General features: G+C 71.2%; 15 protein-coding genes. 11 read left to right on the top strand and 4 right to left on the bottom strand.

Going from position 1 to position 19,800, the window contains the following annotated elements; genetic code table 11:
- The first annotated feature begins 43 nt into the window (after positions 1-43).
- Positions 44-637 carry a hypothetical protein gene (locus ABZ809_RS09605; RefSeq protein WP_357562022.1) on the top strand — a complete coding sequence of 198 codons (594 nt, stop codon included), beginning with the start codon at positions 44-46 and terminating at the stop codon, positions 635-637.
- A 186-nt stretch (positions 638-823) separates the two neighbouring features.
- Here ABZ809_RS09605 and ABZ809_RS09600 read toward each other — a convergent pair whose 3' ends face one another.
- Positions 824-2,248 (bottom strand): aspartate aminotransferase family protein, encoded by a 1,425-nt coding sequence (locus ABZ809_RS09600; RefSeq protein WP_357562021.1) that lies wholly within the window; start codon positions 2,246-2,248, stop codon positions 824-826.
- 521 nt (positions 2,249-2,769) lie between these two features.
- Here ABZ809_RS09600 and ABZ809_RS09595 point away from each other — a divergent pair.
- From ABZ809_RS09595 to ABZ809_RS09550, 10 genes are all read left to right on the top strand, one after another.
- On the top strand, positions 2,770-2,976 hold the full coding sequence (locus tag ABZ809_RS09595; RefSeq protein WP_357562020.1) for a hypothetical protein: 207 nt from the start codon (positions 2,770-2,772) through the stop codon (positions 2,974-2,976).
- A 353-nt stretch (positions 2,977-3,329) separates the two neighbouring features.
- Positions 3,330-3,536, top strand: a complete 207-nt coding sequence (locus tag ABZ809_RS09590) for a hypothetical protein (protein ID WP_357562019.1) — start codon at positions 3,330-3,332, stop codon at positions 3,534-3,536.
- A gap of 371 nt (positions 3,537-3,907) precedes the next feature.
- Positions 3,908-5,263, top strand: a complete 1,356-nt coding sequence (locus ABZ809_RS09585; protein WP_357562018.1) for a glycosyltransferase family 2 protein — start codon at positions 3,908-3,910, stop codon at positions 5,261-5,263.
- Positions 5,264-5,328: 65 nt separating this feature from the next.
- The gene (locus ABZ809_RS09580; protein WP_357562017.1) at positions 5,329-6,333 is read left to right on the top strand and encodes an ATP-binding cassette domain-containing protein; all 1,005 of its coding nucleotides are present in this window, start codon (positions 5,329-5,331) and stop codon (positions 6,331-6,333) included.
- On the top strand, positions 6,330-7,127 hold the full coding sequence (locus tag ABZ809_RS09575; RefSeq protein ID WP_357562016.1) for an ABC-2 family transporter protein: 798 nt from the start codon (positions 6,330-6,332) through the stop codon (positions 7,125-7,127). The genes ABZ809_RS09580 and ABZ809_RS09575 overlap by 4 nt, the downstream gene beginning before the upstream one ends.
- A gap of 2 nt (positions 7,128-7,129) precedes the next feature.
- Positions 7,130-7,924, top strand: a complete 795-nt coding sequence (locus tag ABZ809_RS09570; RefSeq protein ID WP_357562015.1) for an ABC-2 family transporter protein — start codon at positions 7,130-7,132, stop codon at positions 7,922-7,924.
- A gap of 1 nt (position 7,925) precedes the next feature.
- On the top strand, positions 7,926-9,578 hold the full coding sequence (locus ABZ809_RS09565; RefSeq protein WP_357562014.1) for a hypothetical protein: 1,653 nt from the start codon (positions 7,926-7,928) through the stop codon (positions 9,576-9,578).
- Complete coding sequence (locus tag ABZ809_RS09560; protein WP_357562013.1) at positions 9,571-10,512, top strand: TauD/TfdA family dioxygenase; 942 nt, start codon at positions 9,571-9,573, stop codon at positions 10,510-10,512. The genes ABZ809_RS09565 and ABZ809_RS09560 overlap by 8 nt, the downstream gene beginning before the upstream one ends.
- Entirely contained in the window at positions 10,509-12,524 is a 2,016-nt protein-coding gene (locus ABZ809_RS09555) for a TOMM precursor leader peptide-binding protein (RefSeq protein ID WP_357562012.1), read from the top strand. The genes ABZ809_RS09560 and ABZ809_RS09555 overlap by 4 nt, the downstream gene beginning before the upstream one ends.
- Complete coding sequence (locus tag ABZ809_RS09550) at positions 12,521-14,452, top strand: TOMM precursor leader peptide-binding protein (RefSeq protein WP_357562011.1); 1,932 nt, start codon at positions 12,521-12,523, stop codon at positions 14,450-14,452. Before ABZ809_RS09555 ends, ABZ809_RS09550 begins: the two co-directional genes overlap by 4 nt.
- 106 nt (positions 14,453-14,558) lie before the next feature.
- Here the strand turns inward: ABZ809_RS09550 and ABZ809_RS09545 are convergent, their stop codons facing one another.
- The 3 genes from ABZ809_RS09545 to ABZ809_RS09535 are packed head-to-tail and all read right to left on the bottom strand — an operon-like array spanning position 14,559 to position 19,794.
- Positions 14,559-16,310: an ABC transporter ATP-binding protein gene (locus ABZ809_RS09545; RefSeq protein WP_357562010.1), complete on the bottom strand. Its 1,752-nt coding sequence runs from the start codon at positions 16,308-16,310 to the stop codon at positions 14,559-14,561.
- Positions 16,307-19,096, bottom strand: a complete 2,790-nt coding sequence (locus ABZ809_RS09540) for an ABC transporter ATP-binding protein/permease (protein WP_357562009.1) — start codon at positions 19,094-19,096, stop codon at positions 16,307-16,309. Before ABZ809_RS09540 ends, ABZ809_RS09545 begins: the two co-directional genes overlap by 4 nt.
- Positions 19,096-19,794 (bottom strand): hypothetical protein, encoded by a 699-nt coding sequence (locus ABZ809_RS09535; protein ID WP_357562008.1) that lies wholly within the window; start codon positions 19,792-19,794, stop codon positions 19,096-19,098. Before ABZ809_RS09535 ends, ABZ809_RS09540 begins: the two co-directional genes overlap by 1 nt.
- Positions 19,795-19,800: the final 6 nt, after the last annotated feature.

Here is a 19,800-nt window from a genome sequence, read left to right as displayed (position 1 = left end):
CGACGACACCGGTTAACTGACTTTTACTGGTTAGGTGGATGGCATGCGCCTGGGAAAGATCGTCGGTCGGTACCTGCTCGGAATGCTGATGGTGGCCACGGGCCTCGCGACCGCTCCCGCGAGTCCGGCGGTCGCGCGGGACACCGGGTCCCAGGTGTCCGTGTCCGGATGGCGCGGCTGGGCCGGCAACCGCCCCGAGCCCTGGCGTCCGTCGATCCAGGAGGAATGGACCGGGCCGGCCGGCCGCTACTGCTCGTTCCCGCTTCAGGTCCGCGTCGTCTCCCAGGACGTACGGGTCCGGGTGCTCGCCCGGTACGCCACCGGCGCCGTCCGGCGTGAGGAGTACGCCGGCCCGCTGACCGTGGACTTCGTCAACACCGACACCGGAAAGGCCGTACGCCGGGACGCGGGCGGCTCCGGGCTGCTCGAATACCGCCCGGACGGCGGGTGGCTGCGCTACACCATCATCGGGCCGGCGGGGTTCGGCTTCCGGCCGGGAGACCACCACCCACGTGGCTACTACATCCTCGACGGGCTGCACGTCGTCTCGATCGATCCGGCCGGCACCCGTGAGCTGACGCTGGGAATCGGCCGGCAGGACAACGTCTGCGCCGCTCTCGGCGACCCGACCGCCTGACCACGGCGACCCGGTGAAGATGGTGGGCGGGGATGGGCCGATGGCAGCTCGTCGGACGTACCCGGCAGCGGCCAGCGGGAGGGGCGGGCCGCCGCCGGGTGTCGGCCCGGATGCCGGTCGCCCGGCGACGCAGGGACCTACCGCCGCACCCCTCATCCGCTGAGCCGGCACCTCCCCCGGGTCGGTCTACGGCATCTGCTTGTCCAGTTGGTCGAGCGCCTCGTCTATCGCGGTGAGGCCGATCTCCAACTCCTCCTCGGTGATCAGCAGCGGTGGTGCGATGGTGACGGTGTTCGGCGAGTAGTTGAACAGGAGTACGCCGCGCATGGCGCACTCGTGCGCGACGAATCCGCCCGGGCTGAACTCGATGGGACCGTCCACCGCCTGGTTGTGTCGACGGTCGGCGGGCACCCACCGCTCCCCCGTCGCGGGGTCCTTGACCAGCTCGATGCCCCACAACAGTCCGCGTCCGGTGAACCCCGACACGGACGGGTGTCGTTCGACCATCGACTGCAGGCGGGGCTCGACGAAACGCCCGAGTTCGCCGGCTCGTTCGACCAGGTTCTCGTCGAGGATGATCTCCAGGTTGGCCACGATGGCGGCGCAGGCCAGTGGATGCCCGGAGAACGTGCTGCCGTGTGCCCACCAGCCGCTGTCCATGAAGTCGCTGATCTCGCGGCTCACCACGCAGGCTCCGGCGGGCACCGCGGCGCTGGTCAGCCCCTTGGCCATGGTCACGATGTCGGGGTTCACACCGTAGTGCTGGAACGCCCACCAGTGGCCGGTGCGAGCCGGGCCGCCGATCGACTCGTCGTCGATCCACAGGATGCCCAGCCGGCTGGTCAGCTCACGGATCTGCGGAACGTACTCGTCCGGGGGCAGGAACGCCCCGGCGCCGTGCCAGATCTCGGTGATGAACCCGGCGATCTGTTCGACACCCACCGACCGGAAGACCCGCTCGGTGGCCGTCACGCAGGCCAGGGTGCCGTCCGCGTCCTTGCAGTTCGGGTAGGACTGGTTCAGGGGGCAGGAACCGCACAGCGGCGCCGGCGCGGCGGGGTAGGGCGCGTGCGGGCTCGGCACGGGGCGGACCTCACCACTTTCGGTGGTGAAGACGTTGCGGCGGGAGGCCACCCCGGTGGCGGCGGAGGCAGCGGCGGTCCAGCCGTGGAATCCGAGGTCCCTGGTCACGATGATCGGGCGGTTCGTGTAGAGCCGTGCGATCAGCATGGCCATCTCCGTGCCCTCGGAGCCCGAGGAGACGAACCGGACGCCGCCCGCCCAGTCGGTGGTCATGGTCTGCTCGATGAGCAGCTTCGCCGCCCGGGTCTTGCCCTCGTGGGCGACGAAGTCCGCCGCGTAGTCGAGGCCGTCGACCGCCTGGTGCAGGGCCGCCACGAGCCGGGGATGCCGGTGCCCCACGCCCAGACACATGTGCTGTCCATGCAGGTCGAGCATTCGGTGACCGCCGGCGGTGGTCACCCAACAGCCGTCGGCACTGACGATTGACATAGAACCGTCGTCATACTTCTTGGGCTGGTAGACGTTGATGAGGTAGTCGCGCTCGCGTACTGCCGGCGCCGATCCGTCCGGCGTCCCGTGGTCGGTCACTGCCTTCTCCTGTCGTAGGGATGTCGCTCTGGCTGCCGGTGGCGGACCGGCCATGTCGCTGCCCGGGCGGTTGCCGCCTCGGTTGCGGCGGGCCCTTCTGGTGGGTTTCGTCCCGTGGATCGTCCGGTCGGGAAACACCCCTGACTCCTGTCCCAGGCGCATGCGGGTACAGAAGTTCGCACCGGCCCAGAGTCACCGTCAATTATTGGTGTAGTGCGAAATATGACTCTTCCGGCGGCTCGCTTTCCCGTCATTCCTGTGGTGCGCCACGGTAGTCGATCCGACCGACTGGTGGGGCGGCGCGACGGATAACGGTCCGGCCAATGGGACCACCTCAAGAATCGCGAGGACAGGGGGCAACAACACACCGTGAACGGATTGGCTACAGCGCGTCGAAGAATGCAGGTTTACCGATCCGTGATAATTCCGGTCGCCCTTCGTGTCCTACCCTGGCGAACAGGGGCCTGATGACTGGTTCTCCGTACGTCCTAGTCGAGAAAGGATCCATGATGGATGCTTCCATGAGCGAGTTCGCGCTCGACCTGGCCGACATCGATGCTGGTTCGGTGTCGTGGCAGGGTGGCGTTCAGGGTGAGGGTCTGTACGGGATTGCCCCGGCAGGCAGCGTCACCCTGTCCGAGGGTGCCGACGCCGGCCGCACCTGTGGTGGCGGGTGCAATGCCTGCGGCGGCCGGCCCATTTCCTGGTGCTGCGTGAACTGTCACTGACGGCGATTCGGGCCGCATGCTCGATCCGGCCCGAATCGGGCGCGCCGACGTGAGCTTCGTTTGCGCCGGCGCGCCCAGCGGGTAGGCGCGCCGGTGGGGCAACGCGATAGATGGCAGCCGGCGAGGACACCCGTCCTCGCAGATTGCGCGGGACCAATATGCACGGCGTCGGTAACCCCGAATAAGCAAGCTGGTGACGCATGGTCGGCGAAGCGTTTACGGCGAGCTCAAAGAGTGCAGGTTGATCGATCCGTGATAATTCCGATTGCGCTTTGTGCCCTACCCTGGCGAACAGGAACCTGATGACTGGTTCTCTACCCCTGGTTCAGAAAGGATTTATGATGGATGCTCTCATGAGCGAGTTCGCGCTCGACCTGGCCGATATCGACGCTGATTCGGTGTCGTGGCAGGGTGGCGTTCAGGGTGAGGATCTGTACGGGATCGCGCCGGCGGGCAGCATCACCCTCGCCGAGGGCGCCAACGCCGGCCGCACCTGTGGTGGGTGCATCGGCTGCGGCTGCAGCCGGCCTATCTCCTGGTGCTGCGCCGGCTGCCACTGACGGTGGCTCTGGGCCGCGTGCGCATGGCGGCCCGAGTCGGGTGCGCCGGTGTGAGCTTCGTTCGCGCCGGCGCGCTCGGTGGCGGGGCGGCGCCGGGTGGGTTGGTGTGCTTGCTGTAGCCGGTGTGCCTGTAGTCGGCCCTCGACGTGGCGCTGCGTCAACTGGAACGTTCGACCCCTTCACCGGCGGTCATCGGGACTGCCACGGAATGACTGGCTCGGGCCGGAACGCCCACGTCGGCTACCGAGGTGGGCGTTCCGGCCCGGGTGGCGGGCCTTCCGGCATGCGTCAGGCCCGCCGCATGGCACCACGCTGCCGTCGCGTCGGGCACGCTGCGGCGACGACATCCCACAGAGACACAAGGTGATCCCATGACTGCCGTACCGGCCCCACAGTCGGACTCCGTACCGGAGCTGAGCGTCGTCATTCCGACCCGGGGTGACTCGCACTGTCTCGAACTCACGCTGCGGGCACTTGGCCGACAGACCCTCCCGGCGCATCGTTTCGAGGTGATCGTCGTCCGCGACGGCACCGACGACGTCGACTACTCGGGCGTCGCCATCGCAGCCAAGGACCTCAACCTGCGGCTGATCGAGCTGCCCGAGCAGGGTGGCCGGTCGGTGGCCCGCAACACCGGCGTCCAGCATGCCACCGCGGACGTCGTGGTGTTCCTCGACGCGGATTCCTACGCGGAGCCGCAACTGCTGGAGCGGCACGCCTCCCATCACGCCGTCCCGGACTCCGCCCCCGTCCTGATCGGCCGGCGTGACGAACTCAACCTGGAGGATGTCGAAGCGGTGGTGGCCGGCGCCGGCACCGTCCCGACAGCTCGGCACGTCGTCGGCGGTGGGGACATCAGGTTCTGGAAGAGCAGCCCGGAACCGGGTGAGTGGTTGCAGATCGGTTGGATGTTCGCCTACACCCACAACGTGTCGGTGCACCGTTCGTTGGTGCTCGCCGTCGGAGGCTTCGACCAGCGGTTCGGTCGCCGCTGGGGGGTGGAGGACCTGGAGCTGTTCTACCGGATCGACCAGCACCTCGGCACCGACCGGATCAACTTCGCCTACGACGACCAGGCCGCCGTTTACCACCTGCCGCACTACCGCAACGAGGGGGCGAACGTCGCCGACCTCACCGAGAACATGGCGCTCATCCTGAGCACGCATCCGCACGTCGACTGGGAGTTCGTCGGCTGGTGGAACGGCTTCGTCGTGGTGGAGCGCATCCTCGAGTACCGGCGGGTGCTGGCAGACTGCGTGGCCCGCTCGGCCTGTCGGGTCGGCCCGGTCCACGAGCGGCTCGCTCCCAGCCTGCCCGGCACGAAGGTGCTCTGGGTCGGCACCGGGAGCGCCGACGTCGCGCTCGGCGAGGGGGCGCTGACGTTCGACTACGGGGCTCCCCGCACCGACACCAACCGGCACCTGCTGGGAACGACCCCGCCAGCGGCCCCCGGCGAGTTGGACGCGGTGGTCAGCGTCGACTTCTGGCGTTACCTGCCCTGGTCCGAACTGTGCCAGTTCGTCTCCTCGGGCTGCGTGAGCGCGGGCACGGTCTACCTGGTCAGCACCATGGAGGAACTCTCGGCCCGGATCAACCCGAGCGACAGCACCATCGACTACCTGGTCCGCGCCCTGAGCACCAGGTTCGACACCGTGGTCGAGTCGATCGAAGGGCTGCCGTTCGTGCTCCGCCTGGGTTTTCGTGACGCTGAGTCGGGGCCCCGGTGACCCACCAGCGACGGCGGTAGGCGATGCCCGTCATCGAGGCCCGTGGTCTCACCAAGACGTTCCGGATGCCTGACAAACAGCCCGGGTTCGCGGGCTCGCTGCGCCATCTGGTGCGGCCCCGGCATCTGGAGCACACCGCGGTGAGCGGCGTCGACCTCTCGGTCGAGGCGGGCGAGGCCGTCGCGTACCTCGGACCCAACGGGGCGGGCAAGTCGACCACGGTCAAGTTGCTGATCGGGATCCTCCAGCCCACCGCCGGCGAGGTCCGGGTGTGCGGTCTGAAACCGTACCGGGACCGCCACGCCAACGCCCGCAACGTCGGGGTGCTCTTCGGCCAACGCAGCCACCTCTGGTGGGACCTGCAGGTCCGCGACTCGCTGGCCCTGCTGCGTGACCTCTACCGGATCCCGACACGCAGGTACAAGGAACGCCTCGCCGAGTTCGACGACCTGCTCGGCCTGGGCGAACTCATGCCCGTGGTGGCCCGCAAGCTCTCCCTCGGCCAGCGAATGCGCGCCGACCTGGCCGCCGCGCTGCTGCACGCGCCACCGGTGGTCTTCCTCGACGAACCCACCATCGGGCTGGACATCAACGCCCGGGACGCGGTGCGCCGGTTCCTGCGCAAGATCTGCGACGACGGCGCGACCCTCCTGCTGACCACCCACGACATCGGAGACATCGAGGAGGTGTGCCGGCGGGTCGTCATCATCGACCGGGGCCGGATCGTCTTCGACGGGCCGATCGACCGGGTGAAGGAGCTGGTGACCCGGCAACGGATCGTCCACTTCACCCTCGACCCCGAGTGGGCGGGCACGGTGGTCCTCGACCCGGGTTGGGTCACCCGGTTACAGAACCGCCTACCCGCCGTGATGCTGGTCGTCGACGGGGCACCCCACCAGATCTCGGTCGCGTTCGACAGCGCCAGCTACGGAGCCGGCGAGATCGTCTCGGCGGTCGCCGCCCGGATGCCGGTGGTGGACCTGCGAATCGACGAGACGTCGATCGAGGACGTGGTTCGCCGCGCGTACGCCGGTGAGCTGAACGAGCCGTTCCGGGACGTCGTGACGTGAGGCCGTACGTCAGCCTCGCCCGGACGGCCTGGTCGAGCCTGCTCGCCTACCGTGGCGAGTTCCTGCTGCTGGTGCTCACCGGCGGGGTGGTGCAGACGGTGGGCCTGCTGGCGGTGTGGCGGGCGGTGTACGCCGGGAGCGGCGAGGACCTGATCGGCGGACTGACCTGGGACCAGATGCGGGGTTACCTGCTCGTCGCCCTGCTCACCGGCACCCTGCTCGGGGGATTCACCGACGTCGCGCTCGCCGGGCGGGTGCTCAGCGGAACCGTCGCCCTGGACCTGGTCCGGCCGGTCGACTACCAACTGGCGCGGTTCGCCGAGGCCATCGGCTACCTGCTCGCCGAACTGCTCACCAGCGCGGTGATGATCGGGGTCCTGGTGCTCGTCTTCGGCGGGGTCGCGCTGCCCGAGGGAACGCAGGCGGTGCTCTGGTTGCTCAGTCTGTTGGCGGTCGTGCCGCTGAAGTTCGCCCTGGTCTACACGGTCGGGCTGGCCTGTTTCTGGACCCAGAACTTCCAGGGACTGAGCATGGCGCGGATGGCGATCACCAACATCGGCTCCGGATCGGTGGCGCCGATCGCGCTGTACCCCGAGTGGTTGCAGACGCTGTGCTGGTACTCGCCGTTCCCGAGTGTGGTGTCGACCCCCGCTCTGATCTTCCTCGGTAAGGCCCAGGGCGCCGAGGCATGGTCACTGATCGGCACCCAACTGATCTGGATCGTCCTGCTGTGGGGCGCCGCCCGACTGCTGTGGCCGCTCTCGGTACGCAAACTCACCGTGCACGGCGGCTGACGATGGTCCTACTGATGATGATCCGGGTCTACCTGCGGCTGCTCGGTGCCCACCTGCGGGCGGTGCTGGAGTACCGGTACGACGCATTGCTCACCATCGGCGCCACGGTGCTCGGCCAGGGCGCCGGGCTGGTCTTCGTCGGCGCGGTCTTCGCCCAGGTGCCGGAGCTGGCCGGCTGGACCCGCTGGGAGGTCGTGTGCGTCTACGCGATGGTGCTGCTCGCCGAGGGCGTGGGGTCGCTCTTCTTCGAGGGCACGTGGCAGCTCGCCGGAATGATCAATGGGGGCGACCTCGACTACCTGCTGGTCCGGCCGTACCCGGTGACGTTGCAGGTGACGGGTTCCGCGCTCGGCGTCAACGGGCTGGGCAACGTGCTGCTCGGCGGGGTGCTGCTGGTCGGCGCGGTCGGGCAGGTCGACGTGGACTGGCAGCCCGTCACGATCGGTTGGGCCGTGGTGCTGCTGGTCAGTGCCCTGGCGACGAAGGTGGCCATCAACCTCGCCACGAATTCGGTGGCGTTCTGGCTGCTCAGCCCGTCCAGTTCACTGGCGGCGGGAGTGCACGTGCTGGGCGACCTGGCCCGCTACCCGATCACCGTCTACGGGGTCGGACTGCGGGTTCTCCTCACCCTGCTGCCGGTCACCTTCGTCGGGTATTTTCCCGCCGCCGCGCTGCTGGGCAAGGGGGTGTCCGCCACGGTCGGGTTGCTCACCCCGGTGGTCGCCGTGCTCTGTCTGATCATCGCGCGGCAGATCTTCAAAGCCGGACTGCGACGTTACGAAAGCGCGGGTAGCTGACATGACGGAAGCCCTCGCCGGGCCCCGGGACGCCGGATCCAGTTCCGCTGCGGTACGCCGGTACCTCGCCGCCATCGAGGCGGAACCGGGAAGACCACCCGCGCGGGACCACGGCCGCCCGGCGGTCAAACGCTATCCCGACGCCCAGCGGGTGGTCCTGCCCTGGCCAGGGCCGGGCCGACCGGCGTTGGGCGACAGCACCACCGAGCGGCTCAGCGCGCTGCTGCTCGGGTACGGGATCCGGCGGTTCGAGGAGTTGACCAGCTGGTCCACGGCCGTGCTGACCGCCGGCACGCTCCCCCGGGCGGACGACCCCCTACGTCACCTGCCCGGGATAGCCTCCACCCACCGGACGGTGCCCTCCGGGGGCAACTACCATCCGGGCGAGCTCTATCTGGCCTGGGGTGGGTCGCCGGAGATTCCGGCCGGGCTCTATCACTTCGACCCGACACACCACTGGTTGGAACTGGTGCGGGCCGGCGACCACACCGCCGAGCTGGCCCCCGTGCTCGGCGGGCCGCCGGTGACCCGGCACCTGCTGCTGGCCGCCTGGCGACCGTGGAAGAACGCCGGCAAGTACCGCGCCTTCGGTTACCGGCTCGCCATGCTCGACTCCGGGGTGCTGCTCGGCCAACTGCTCGTCTCCCCCGCCGTGACCGCGGTGCACCTCGACATCGACGTTCCGGCGGCCGAGGCGTTGCTCGGTCTGGACGGCACGGTGGAGAGTGTCTACGCGGCCGCCGAGGTGACGTTTCCCGGGCCTGAGTCGACCGGAACAGCCGGCGGGCCGCCAGCACCGGGCACACCCGCGGCGTCCGCCCGCGGTCTGGAACTCGACCGGCTCGAACTGGGGCAGTCCGACCCGGCCGTAGCGGCCCTGCACCGGCAGATCCGTGCCGGTGCCAGGGTCCGTCCGGCACCAGGCCGCCACCCGGCGGGCGAACCGGCCCCAGCACCGGCATCGGCGTGCCGCCCGACGGATCGGTACGACCGGGGCCCTGCCACGCCGGTGCCACTGCCGCCAGTGCCGGATCTGGACCTGGCCGGTGCCGCCGTGCGGAGGGCCTCGTCCTTCAACCTGGCTCCCGGCCTCGAACTCTCCCAGCTGGCCGGCGTCCTGGCGGCGGTGACCGTCCCGGGCTCAGCCAGCCCGACGGGTGGTACGACGCGGCCCGGCCCGCTGCGCGAGATCGCCGAGCATCCGCTGCGCCCGTCCTGGTGGTGCCAGGTCGCCCAGGTCGAGGGCCTGACACCCGGCAGCTACCGGTACGACCCGGACCGGCACGCGCTCTGGCCGGTGCCCGGAACCGGACCGCGGGTGGCCGAGGTGAGCCGGCTGAACCCGTCGATGGCCTCGGCCGGGGCGGCGCTGTTCGCGGTGGCCGACGGGTTCGGCCCCGTCGAGGACCTCGACCCCGCCGCGTACCACCGGTTGTACCTGCTCACCGGTGTCCGTGTGCACCTGGCCTGCCTGGCCGCGACCGCGGTGACGGCCGGGGCACGCCCGTTGCTCGGGTACGACCCCGCCGTCGTCGCCGAGCAACTCGGCCTGTCCGCCACACAGGCCCCGCTGATGCAGATCCTGCTCGCCAGACCGAGAGCCCAGGCTGGTCTGCTGACCGCACGGCTGACCGGAGGAGTGTCCCATGCCTGAACCGTCCATCCCGATGCTGACGGGCGATCCTTCGCCCGCAACGATCCATACGGTTCTCGCCGAGCGTGGTGCGCTGCTGCTGCGTGACCCGCAGCGGAGCGCGGCGGAGTTCGCCGCGATCGGGGACGCCCTGATGACAGCGGTGCCGTACGCCAACGGCCTGCACGACGAGCGGGACGTGGTCAGTGCCGACGCGACCACCACCACGGTGACCCGCGGCCTGGCCGGCATGCCACTGCACCGGGAGGCGTCCTACGCGCCCGGCTCACCGGACGTGCTGACGTTCATGTGCGTACGTCCCGCCGACGACGGCGGGGCGACCACCCTCTGCGACGGGGTGGAGTTGCTCGCCGCGCTGCCCCGGCCGGTCCGCGCCGAGTTCGAGGACATGCACCTGGTCTGGGAGAGCACCCTGGAGCCCGAGCGCTGGCATCGGATGTTCGGCACCACCGACCGGGACGAGGTGGTTGCCGCGATCCGGCAGTGGGAGCCGTACCTGCGGCCGTGGGAGGGGATCGGGGCGCGGTTCACCGCGGCGGGGGCGCTCACCACGTGGTTCCGCACCCGGTGCACCCCACCGACCTATTTCGGTGGCGAGCCCGCCTTCTGCAACTCGCTGTTGATCAGCCGGCCGGGCGAGGACGAGTACCAGGAGCAGCGGCTCAGCGTGCGTACCGGCACGGGTGACCGGGTGCCGGAGGAGCTGATCGTCGAGGTCGCCACCGCGGCCTCCGACCGCACCTTCGCGGTGCCCTGGCAGGCCGGCGACGTGCTGGTCGTGGACAACAGTCGCTACCTGCACGGACGGCAGGCATTCCAGGACCCGGGCCGGTCGGTGCTCGTCCGGATGGGGCTGTTCGGCCAACCAGCAGAAGAGGGTGTCGACCCGGGCAGTCGTCCGGAGTCGGAGCGGGAGGGGGAAGATCCGGCATGAGACCGAAGTTGCGTAACGACCTGATGTACGTCCCGGACGAGGACGGCGTGTATCTGGAGACCGGGCGGGGCAACGCCCGGCTCACCGGGCCGGCGGCCCACGCACTGATCCGGCGGATCGCGCCGCACCTGGACGGTCGGCGCACCGTCGACGCGTTGACCGGTGGGCTTCCCGCGGAGCAGCGGCGGCTGGTCACCGAGGTGGTCGACCTGCTGGTCGAGCGCGGTGTCGCCCGGGACCTCGACCGGGAACCACCGCACGGGCTGCGGGACTGGGAACTGGAGCGGTACCACCAGCAGATCCTCTTCGCCGAGCACGTCGCCGACGCCCCCCTGCACCGCTTCGAACAGTTCCGCAACAGCAGGGTGCTCCTCATCGGCGCGGGCGAGGTGTTGGCGTCGCTGGTGCAGACCCTGTTCGAGTTGGGCCTCGGGTCGATCTCCGTCCTGGCGACCGGGGAGGACTCCGAGGTCGGCCCGCGGTTGCGGCGGGTGCTCGACGACTTCCGGACCGGTGACCCGGAGCTGCGGCTGACGATCGGGACGGCGGCCGGGAAACTGGACGACGAGACGGGACTCGCCCAGACGCTGGCCGGCTACGACGCCGTGCTGCACTGCGCTGATCACACCGTGCTGGACCGGGCACTGCGGATCGATCGGGTGGCCCGGTCGACGGGCGCCCGAGTCCTGCACGCCTTCCCTCTCGACGGGGAGGCATGGGTGGGGCCGTCGGGACACGGCCAGGCCGGTGCGTGCCTGGCCTGCGTCGCGCGCAGCGCGTCGGACAGGAACGGGCTCGGGACGGCACCATGCCCCGCAACGACGGATTCGGTCGGCCAGGCCGAGCCTCTCATCTCGGCCCCGATGGGTGCCGTGACCGGGGCGGTGCTCGCGTTCGCCTACTTCCGGTACGCGGTCGGCGCGGAATCCGCGATGACGGCGCGGATGAGCTTCGTGGACCTCTCGTCGGGAACGATCGGCGGGCACCTGGCCGTCGGCTACCCGGGTTGTGTCGACTGCGGCCCCCGGCCGGCTCCGGAGTTCAGGCTGGCCGACCAGGTGGCGGAGATGGCGGGTCGTACCCCGGTGGACCTACCGACCTTCGTCAGCCGGATCGTCTCGGTGGTCGACCCGCGGCTCGGGTTGATCCGTAGCGTCGGCACGGGGGCGCACTCGCAGCTCCTGGTGAGCTGCGTCGAGGCGGTCGTGGTCGATCCGGACGGTGGTGTGGGGACCGTACGGGCGGTCGGCGGCACCCGTGAGCAGGCGCTGAACCGGGTCGGCACGGCAGCGTTCGAGTACGTCGGCGCCCGACTGGCCCGGCGCGGGCGCCCGGCAATCACGGCCGGCCGGACTGGCGAGCCGGAGCGGTGGTGGGACCCGGTCAGCTCCGAGGAGGTGCTGGCGACACCGGACGCGGTGACCGTCACCGCGGGTTTCAGCTGGTCGGAAGCCCTGGGGCGGGCGGTACTGCACCTACGCCGGGCCGAGGCGGTCGCACCACCGGCCGGGGGTCCCGGGTCGCCGGCCGACCCGGCGGCGGACATACCGGACGGTGCCTGGATCGATCCCGCGGACTGGCCGGAACCCTCGACCGTGCTGGCCGGGGACGCGGCGGTGCTCGGCCACCCGCTGTACGCCTGGCGGGACTCGGCACCCACGCCGACGGTGTTCGTCGGCACCGGCACGCGGTGGCTGGCCCACTGCTGTGACCTGGACGTGGCCACCGCGCTGGAGCACGGCGTCCAGGCAGCGGTGGCGGTGCTCACCGACCGGGGCGACACGCGTGCCGACGCCGGCACGGACTCCGCCACTGAGGCGTGGGCCGGTGCCGGAGTCGGTCCGGGCATCGGCGTGGACGGCTGGGAATCCCGACTGGAACCGTTGCTGACGGAACTCGCCGCCGCCGGCCGGCGGCTGCTGGTCCGCCCGGTCGACGACGTTCCCGGTAGCCGGGCGGTACTTCCCTTTCTGGTAGAGGCGACGGTCGTGCCGACCGGAGGTGCGCGATGACGAACGGTGCTGCCGACGGAGCGAACACGCAGGCCCGGGTCGACGGTGACGGCAGGTTGGCCGCGGCGGTACGACGGTCGCTGACCGCCGGCCGGGCCGGACGGACGTCCGGGGCGGAGCTGGTGGTGGCGTGCTTCGACAGCCGTGACCCGGCCGCGGTACTCGACGCCGCCCGGGCCGCCCACCAGGCGGGCGTCGACTTCCTGCCCGTACATCCGACCCCGCGAGGGGTGCGGATCGGGCCGTGGACGACAGCCGGGCAGCCGGGTTGTCACCAGTGCGTGGTGTTCCGCGAGGAGCACGCCCTGGGCGCGGAACAGTCCCGGGCGTCCTCGGCCCTGGGGAGGGCCGTGTCGGCGGGCACGGTGGCGGTGCCGGCCGCGGTCCTCGTCGGGCCGGTCGTCACGGTCGTGGCCGGGCTGGTCGCCGACCACGTCGCCCGGGCCGACGGGGAAACCCTCGCCCAGGCGGTGCTGGACGTCGACACCGTCACCCTGGAGGTCACCCGGCACCGGTTCATCGCCGACCCGGAGTGCCCGACGTGCGGAGGGCTTCCCGACGACGGACCGGACGCGGGCTCGCTCCCGCTGCTGCCCCGCCCCAAAGCGCGCCCCGAGAGCTACCGCCTCCGCGACCTCGCCGCCGAGCACGAGCACTTGGTCGACGTGTTCGTAGACCCCAAACTCGGGCTGTTCTCGGTGCTCAACGTCGCACACCAGCATCCGATGATCCTGACCGCGGCGTTGGGCGGACCGGTCTGCTGCACGGAGCTCGCCGGCTACGGCCGTACGTTCACCTACCCGTCCAGCGTGGCGGTCGCCATCGCCGAGGCGTTGGAACGGCTCGGCGGTAGCCGCCGGGCGCGGCGCACCACGGTTCGGGCCTCCTACCGCGAACTGGGACCGGAGCGGGCGGTGGAGCCGACCGAACTGGGGCTTCCGGCCGAGCCCTACGGCAAGGATGCCGTCGCGTACCACCCCGACCTGCCGATCGACTGGGTATACGGCTACTCGTTCCGCCGTGGTGGGCCGGTCCTGGTGCCGGAGACGTTCGTCTACTACGGCGGCCACACCCAAGGGTTCGGGCAGGAGAGTTCCAACGGCTGTGCGCTCGGGTCGAGCCTGGAGGAGGCCGCCCTGTACGGCATCTTCGAGGTCGCCGAGCGCGACGGGTTCCTGGCCACCTGGTTCGCCCAACTGCCGGTGCCGCGGATCGACCCGCACACCTCCGACGACCCGCAGACCCGGCTGCTGGTGCGGTGGCTGGAACGGGAAACCGGATGCCGGCTGTACGTCTTCGACACGACGATGCCCGAGGGGGTGCCGTCGATCTGGCTGATGCTTGTCGACGAGTCGGGACGACCGGACCGGCCGAAGGCGTTCTGCGGTGGCGGCGCGCACCTGGATCCCGAACGGGCCCTGCACTCGGCCCTCGTGGAACTGGCCACCGTTGCCCGCTACCAACAGCAACTGCTACGGGACCCGGAACGGACCGCGCAACTGGTCGCCGATCCCGACGAGGTACGCGAGATGGACGACCACGGTGCCCTGGCGGCCGCACCGCAGGCCTGGGACCGCTTCGGCTTCCTGTTCCAGCGGACGGAGGTGCTGTCCATGGCGGAGGCGTTCCCGTACCAGAAACGCCACCAGCCCGCGGCGGACCTGCGTGACGACCTGCTGCAGACCGTCAGCCGCTACGTCGACGGCGGTTCGGACGTCATCGTCGTGGACCAGACCTCCCGGGAACAGGCCGAGGTCGACCTGGCCTGCGTCCGGGTGATCATCCCGGGGACGTTGCCCATGGTGTTCGGGCACCGCAACCGTCGGGTGGACCTCGCCCGGTTCCGGGAGATTCCGGTGCGGCTCGGTTACCGGGACACCCCGCTGCACCCGTCGGAGGTCAACCCGCACCCGCACCCGTTCCCCTGACAAAGCGCCGGAGGCGGGCCCTCCCTGCGCGACCGGCCGTCCGGCGCGCAGGGAGTGCGGGCACCCCGCGCCGGCGACCGGCACGCTGATGACGCGCCTGCAGCCCTCAGCCGGCGGTGCGGCCCGCCGCGATGCGCCACCCGGCCGCCGACTCCTGCTGCTGCCAGAACCGGGCGAACCGGCCTCCCGCAGCGAGCAGCTCGTCGACGGGCCCGTCCTCGACGACGCGCCCCTCCTCGATCAGGACGACCCGGTCGGCGTGACGGATGCTGCCGGGCCGGTGGGTGACGATGACCCGGGTACGCGGCACCGGGTCGTCGGTGAGCGCCCGGACGACCGCGATCTCGTTCTCGGTGTCCAGAGCGCTGGTGGCCTCGTCCAGCAGGAGCACCGGCGCGGGCTTGAGTAGTGCCCGCGCGATGCTCACGCGTTGCCGTTCGCCGCCGGACAGGGCGGTGCCGGCCTCGCCGACGACGGTCTCCTCTCCGTCGGGCAGGCGGGCGGTCAACTCGTCGACGCGGGCCAGCGCGGCGGCCCGGGCGACCCGGTCGGCGCCGGCCGTGGTGTCGCCGGCGAGGACGTTGTCCCGGACCGTGCCCCCGAACAGGTACGGGTGTTGGAAGACCACGCTGACCAGCGAACGCCTGGCGTCGGGGTCCAGGGTGGCGACGTCGGTGTCGCCGATGCGGATGGCACCGGTCGACGGTGTGTGCAGCCCTGCGAGCAGCGCCAGGACGGTGCTCTTGCCCGAGCCGGAGGGGCCGACGATCGCGGTGGTGCTGCCCGGTTCGAAGGTCAGGTCCAGGCCCTCGAGGACGGGCGGACCGTCCGGGTCGTAGCGGAATCCCACTCTGTCCAGCCGGATCCGGGGCGCCCCGGTCGGCACGGACCCGTCCGCCGTGCCCTCGGTCTTCACCGGTGCGTTCAGGACGGCGTGCATCCGCCGCAGGGTCGTCGTGGCGGTTTCCAGGCCGGGCGTGAGCTCACCGAGCGCGACGAACGGCTCCAGGTAACGTGCGATGACGACGATCAGCGCGATCGCCTCCGGGATGCCGAGGTCGCCCCGCACCGCGAGCACCGTCGTGGTGCCGGCCAGCAGCACCAGGGCGATCTGACTGGCGAGGCTGAACAGCAACTGCCCCGGGATCTGCATGAGCAGCACCCGCACGGCCGCACCGTGCTGGGACGCCAGCGTGGCGCCGACGACGCTGCGGGCCGGCTCGGCGCGCCGGGCCGCCCGCAGGGCCTGCTGGTTGCGGGCGAACTCGACGATCCGCTCGGTCAGCACGGTGTTGTGCTGATCCGCGGTGCGGTCCGCGGCCCGGGTGATCCGCCCGGCCGCCCAGAACGCGCCGAGCAGCACCGGCACCCCGGCCAGCGCGGCGAGCCCGAGCGGCACGGAGACGGCGAGCAGCGCCAGCCCGACGATGACGGGCAGGGTGATCGCGCCGATCAGCGGGGTGACCAGGTAGACGACGATGCCGAACAGGTCCGGGCCGGTCGCCGCGATCGCCTGCCTGGCGGTGGCGGTGTTGTCGGCGGTGAACCAGGTCAGCCGGATCCGGGTCAGCCGGTCGGCGATCGTGTGCTGGGCGTTGTCGAGCAGCCCGTACCCGAGGTCGAAACCGATCCGGGCGACACTCGCGTCGACGATCCATCCCGCGACGGTGACCGCGGCCAGGGCGCCCACCCACGGCCACGCCCGTTCGGGGTCGGGGCCGAACAGAGCGGCGACGAGCGGCACCAGCAGCACCGCGCCGACCCCGCGCAGGATGACGCCGACGACGGTCAGGGCGGTGTGGCCGGCAGCCCGGCCGCGCTGGTCGGGGGGCAGCAGACGCACCAGGGTACGGATCATCGGGCCGCCCCCTCGGTCACGAACGACTGACCGGCCGGAAGCGGCTGCCCGTCCGGGTCGGTCGCGGCGGCGTCGGCACGGCGCCCCTGTCCGGCGTCCCAGAGCCGCCGGTACCGGCCACCGGCTGCGAGGAGTTCGTCGTGGGTTCCGGTCTCGACGATCCGTCCCTCGTCGAGCACCACGATCCGGTCGACGCCGGTGACGGTGTGCAGCCGGTGGGCGATGACGAGCACGGTGCGGTCGGCGGTGAGCCGGTTGAGGGCCTGTTGCACGAGGTACTCCGATTCGGGGTCGGCATAGGCGGTCGCCTCGTCGAGGACGAGCACCGGGGTGTCGGCGAGGATCGCGCGGGCGATGGTGAGGCGCTGGCGTTCCCCGCCGGACAGTGCCGCGTCGGGGCCGAGGACGGTGTCGTACCCGTCGGCCATGCGCTGGACGCGGTCGTGGACGTGCGCCGCGCGGGCCGCGGCGACGACCTGATCCCGGGTCGCTTCCGGCACGGCGAGGGCGATGTTGTCGTGCACTGTGCCGTGCACCAGTTGCGTCTGCTGGAACACGAAGCCGATCCGCTCGTACAGCGCGTCGACACCGAGGTCGCGCACGTCGCGACCGCCGACCCGGATCGTGCCGGAGTCGACGTCGTGGAAGCGGGCGAGCAGCCCGGCCAGTGTCGACTTGCCCGATCCGGACGGGCCGACGAGGGCGGTGACGGTGCCGGGGCTGAGGGTGAGCGAGACGTCGGAAATCACCGGCACCCCGGGTCGGTAGGAGAACGTGACCCGGTCGAAGACGACGGTCCCGGCGTTGTGGCGGGTGAGGGCGCCGTCGGCCTCCCCCGGTTTGGCGTGGGTGTCCTCCGCCGCGGGCAGCAGTTCGGGGCCGTCGAGGGTGTTCTGCACACGGCGGGCGGCGAGCAGCCCGGTACGCAGCCCGCTCAGCCCGTAGCCGATCCCGAGCAGCCGGGCGCCGAACGTGGTTCCCAACAGCAGGAACGGCAGCAGCGTCACCGGCTGCATCGAGCCGTCGGCGACGAAGGCGGTGCCGGCGGTGGCGATGACGATCAGGAACGTCCCCGGCCGGGTGGCGAGGTCCATCAGGGTCTTCTTGTTGGTGAACGGTCGCTGCCAGTCGTTGAGGAACTGGATGTACTCGTCGAGCCGGACACGGAACGTCGACGCGGCAGCTCCGCCGAAGACCCGGATCACGGGCTGTCCCTCCAGGTAGGCGCCGGCCTCGCCGGACATCCGCTCCGCCCAACGCTGGGACTGGCTGATCCTGGGTCCGGACTGGATGATCATCGCGTACATGGTGAACACGTAGACCAGCACCGGTACGAAGAGCAGCAGCGCCATCCGCCAGTCGACCACGAAGAGGTAGCCGAGCACGGCCAGCGGCGCCACGATCGCCGCGACGGCGTCGGATACGGCGTGGGTCACCAGGTAGTGCACGGCCAGGGTGTCGTCCTGCACCACCTGCTTGACGTGACCGGAGCCACGTACGGTGAACCAGCCCAGCGGCAGCCGGGCCAGTTTGCCGAGCAGCCGCTGCCGCACGGCGCGCGCGAAGCGGGCGTCGACGAGGTGCAGCCACAGGGTGAGCGCGCCGCTGAGCAGGGTTGCCACGCCGAGCAGGGCGACCGCCCACAGCCCGACCGCCCACAGCGCCTCCTCCGGGGCGCCGGCCAGCATCCGCCGCGCCAGCTCGACCAGCAGCACGAACGGGGCGAACTCCACAAGCGTCACCACCGCCTGCAACACCCCGGCCAGGATGAGGGTGCGCTTGAGCGGTGCCAGCAGCCGTCCGGCGGCCTGCGCCCGCCAGGCACCCCGCACCTCCGCGCCCGAGTTCACGGATGCCGCCGGGGCCACAGATTCGGCAGGGGTCACGGACCTGGTCGGTGTCGTCCGGGCCGTCGTCGCGCCGGCCCCGTCCACGACAGGCGCGGGCGGCATCTCCGACGACGCCTGGTCTGCGGGCGCGGCGGGGGGTGACGCGGTGGCCGCCTCCGCGGCCCGGACCGCCGCCCGCTCCTCCTTGCTGGCGCGCCACTTGCCCATGGAACGACCGTGGATCCAGTACGACTGGCCGTACACCTCCGACTTCGGGAACCCGAACTCGTCCTTGAGTCGGGCCCGCAGGTGCTTGAGGGAGACGTGTTCGGTGCCGAGCCAGGCGTACCAGTCCGACCAGTCGCGGGTCTCGACCGCCCCGGCCAGCGAGGCCCCTCCGGCACGCGGCACCCAGTGGACCCGTGCCCGTGGATGGGCGGCGAGCGGGATGAGCAGGTCGGCCTCGTCGTGCTGTTCGAGGTACACCTCGACCGGCACGTCCGCGGGAACCGCACCGAGAATGCCGTTGATCGCCGGGATAGACGCCGAGTCGCCGACCAACAGGTAGCCGGCAGGCGGTTCCTCCGGCACCTCGAACCGGGACGAGCCGAGCGAGGTCGCCATGACGGTCCACCCCGGCTGGGCGTTCCGCGCCCAGGTGGACGCGGCGCCGGCCGGCTCGTGCAGCACCATGTCGATGGCGAACTCGCCGGTCGACGCATCCGCCTCCGCGATGGTGTAGGCGCGCTGGTGCTCGGTGTCACCACCGTCGGGGTCGGGGAACCAGAACCGCAGCCAGGCTGTCGGGGCGGCCTCCACCTCGTCGAAGAGCGTCGGTGAGGTCAGCCGGACACGCACGAAGTTCGGTGCGCGTTGCTCCCGCCCGACCACGGTCGCCTCATGGTCGCGGGCGCCGAAGCTGCGCATGACCGCGCCCTGGAATCCGCGTCTGCCCATCACAGTTCCTCTCCGGTCGCGGCGAGGTCCGCGACGATCTCATGGACCGGCCGGCCCGGTGGCGCGACGTGGACCAGGCCACGGATCGCGCCGGTGAGCAGCAGCCGCACGTATTCGGGTCGCCCGAACTGGGGCAGCGCGAGGTGCGCCGGCCCGAGGCGGTCGTCGACGGCGAGGTGGGTGATCGCCGCCAGGCGCTCCCGGTCGAGGCCGTCGGCGTCCTCGGTCTCGGCCGCGGCGCTGACCTCCTCGGACGCCGCGAGCGCGATCGTCATCGAGGCGACCGCCCCGCAGACGACGATCGCCGCGTCCGTGGCGTAGCCGCGCCGCACGAGCGCGGCGACCTCGTCGGCGAGCACCCGCCGCCCGGCCTCGCCGCGCGGGAAGAGCGTCTGCAGGTAGCCCGCCATGCCCGGGTGGGCGTGGGTGAAGGCCCGCAGCTGCAGCGCGAACGAGAGCAGGTGCCGCTCGATGCCGTGCGTGGGGTCGTCGGTCAGGGTCAGCTCCGTGAGGATGCTCTCCCCGACCAGCCGTTCGAGCGCCCACCGCCCGTCGACGTAGCGGTACAGCGCGGTCGGGCTGACCCCGAGTTCGGCGGCGACGGCCTTGACGCTGAGGGCCTGCATACCGAGACCGCGACCGACCCGCACGATGTCGTCGACACCGATCCGGGGTGGACGTCCGCCTACGCGCGCCACTGCACC

The sequence above is a fragment of the Micromonospora sp. NPDC047074 genome (assembly GCF_040643815.1).
Lineage (GTDB): Bacteria > Actinomycetota > Actinomycetes > Mycobacteriales > Micromonosporaceae > Micromonospora.
This window is presented reverse-complemented; position numbering and strand designations above follow the sequence as displayed.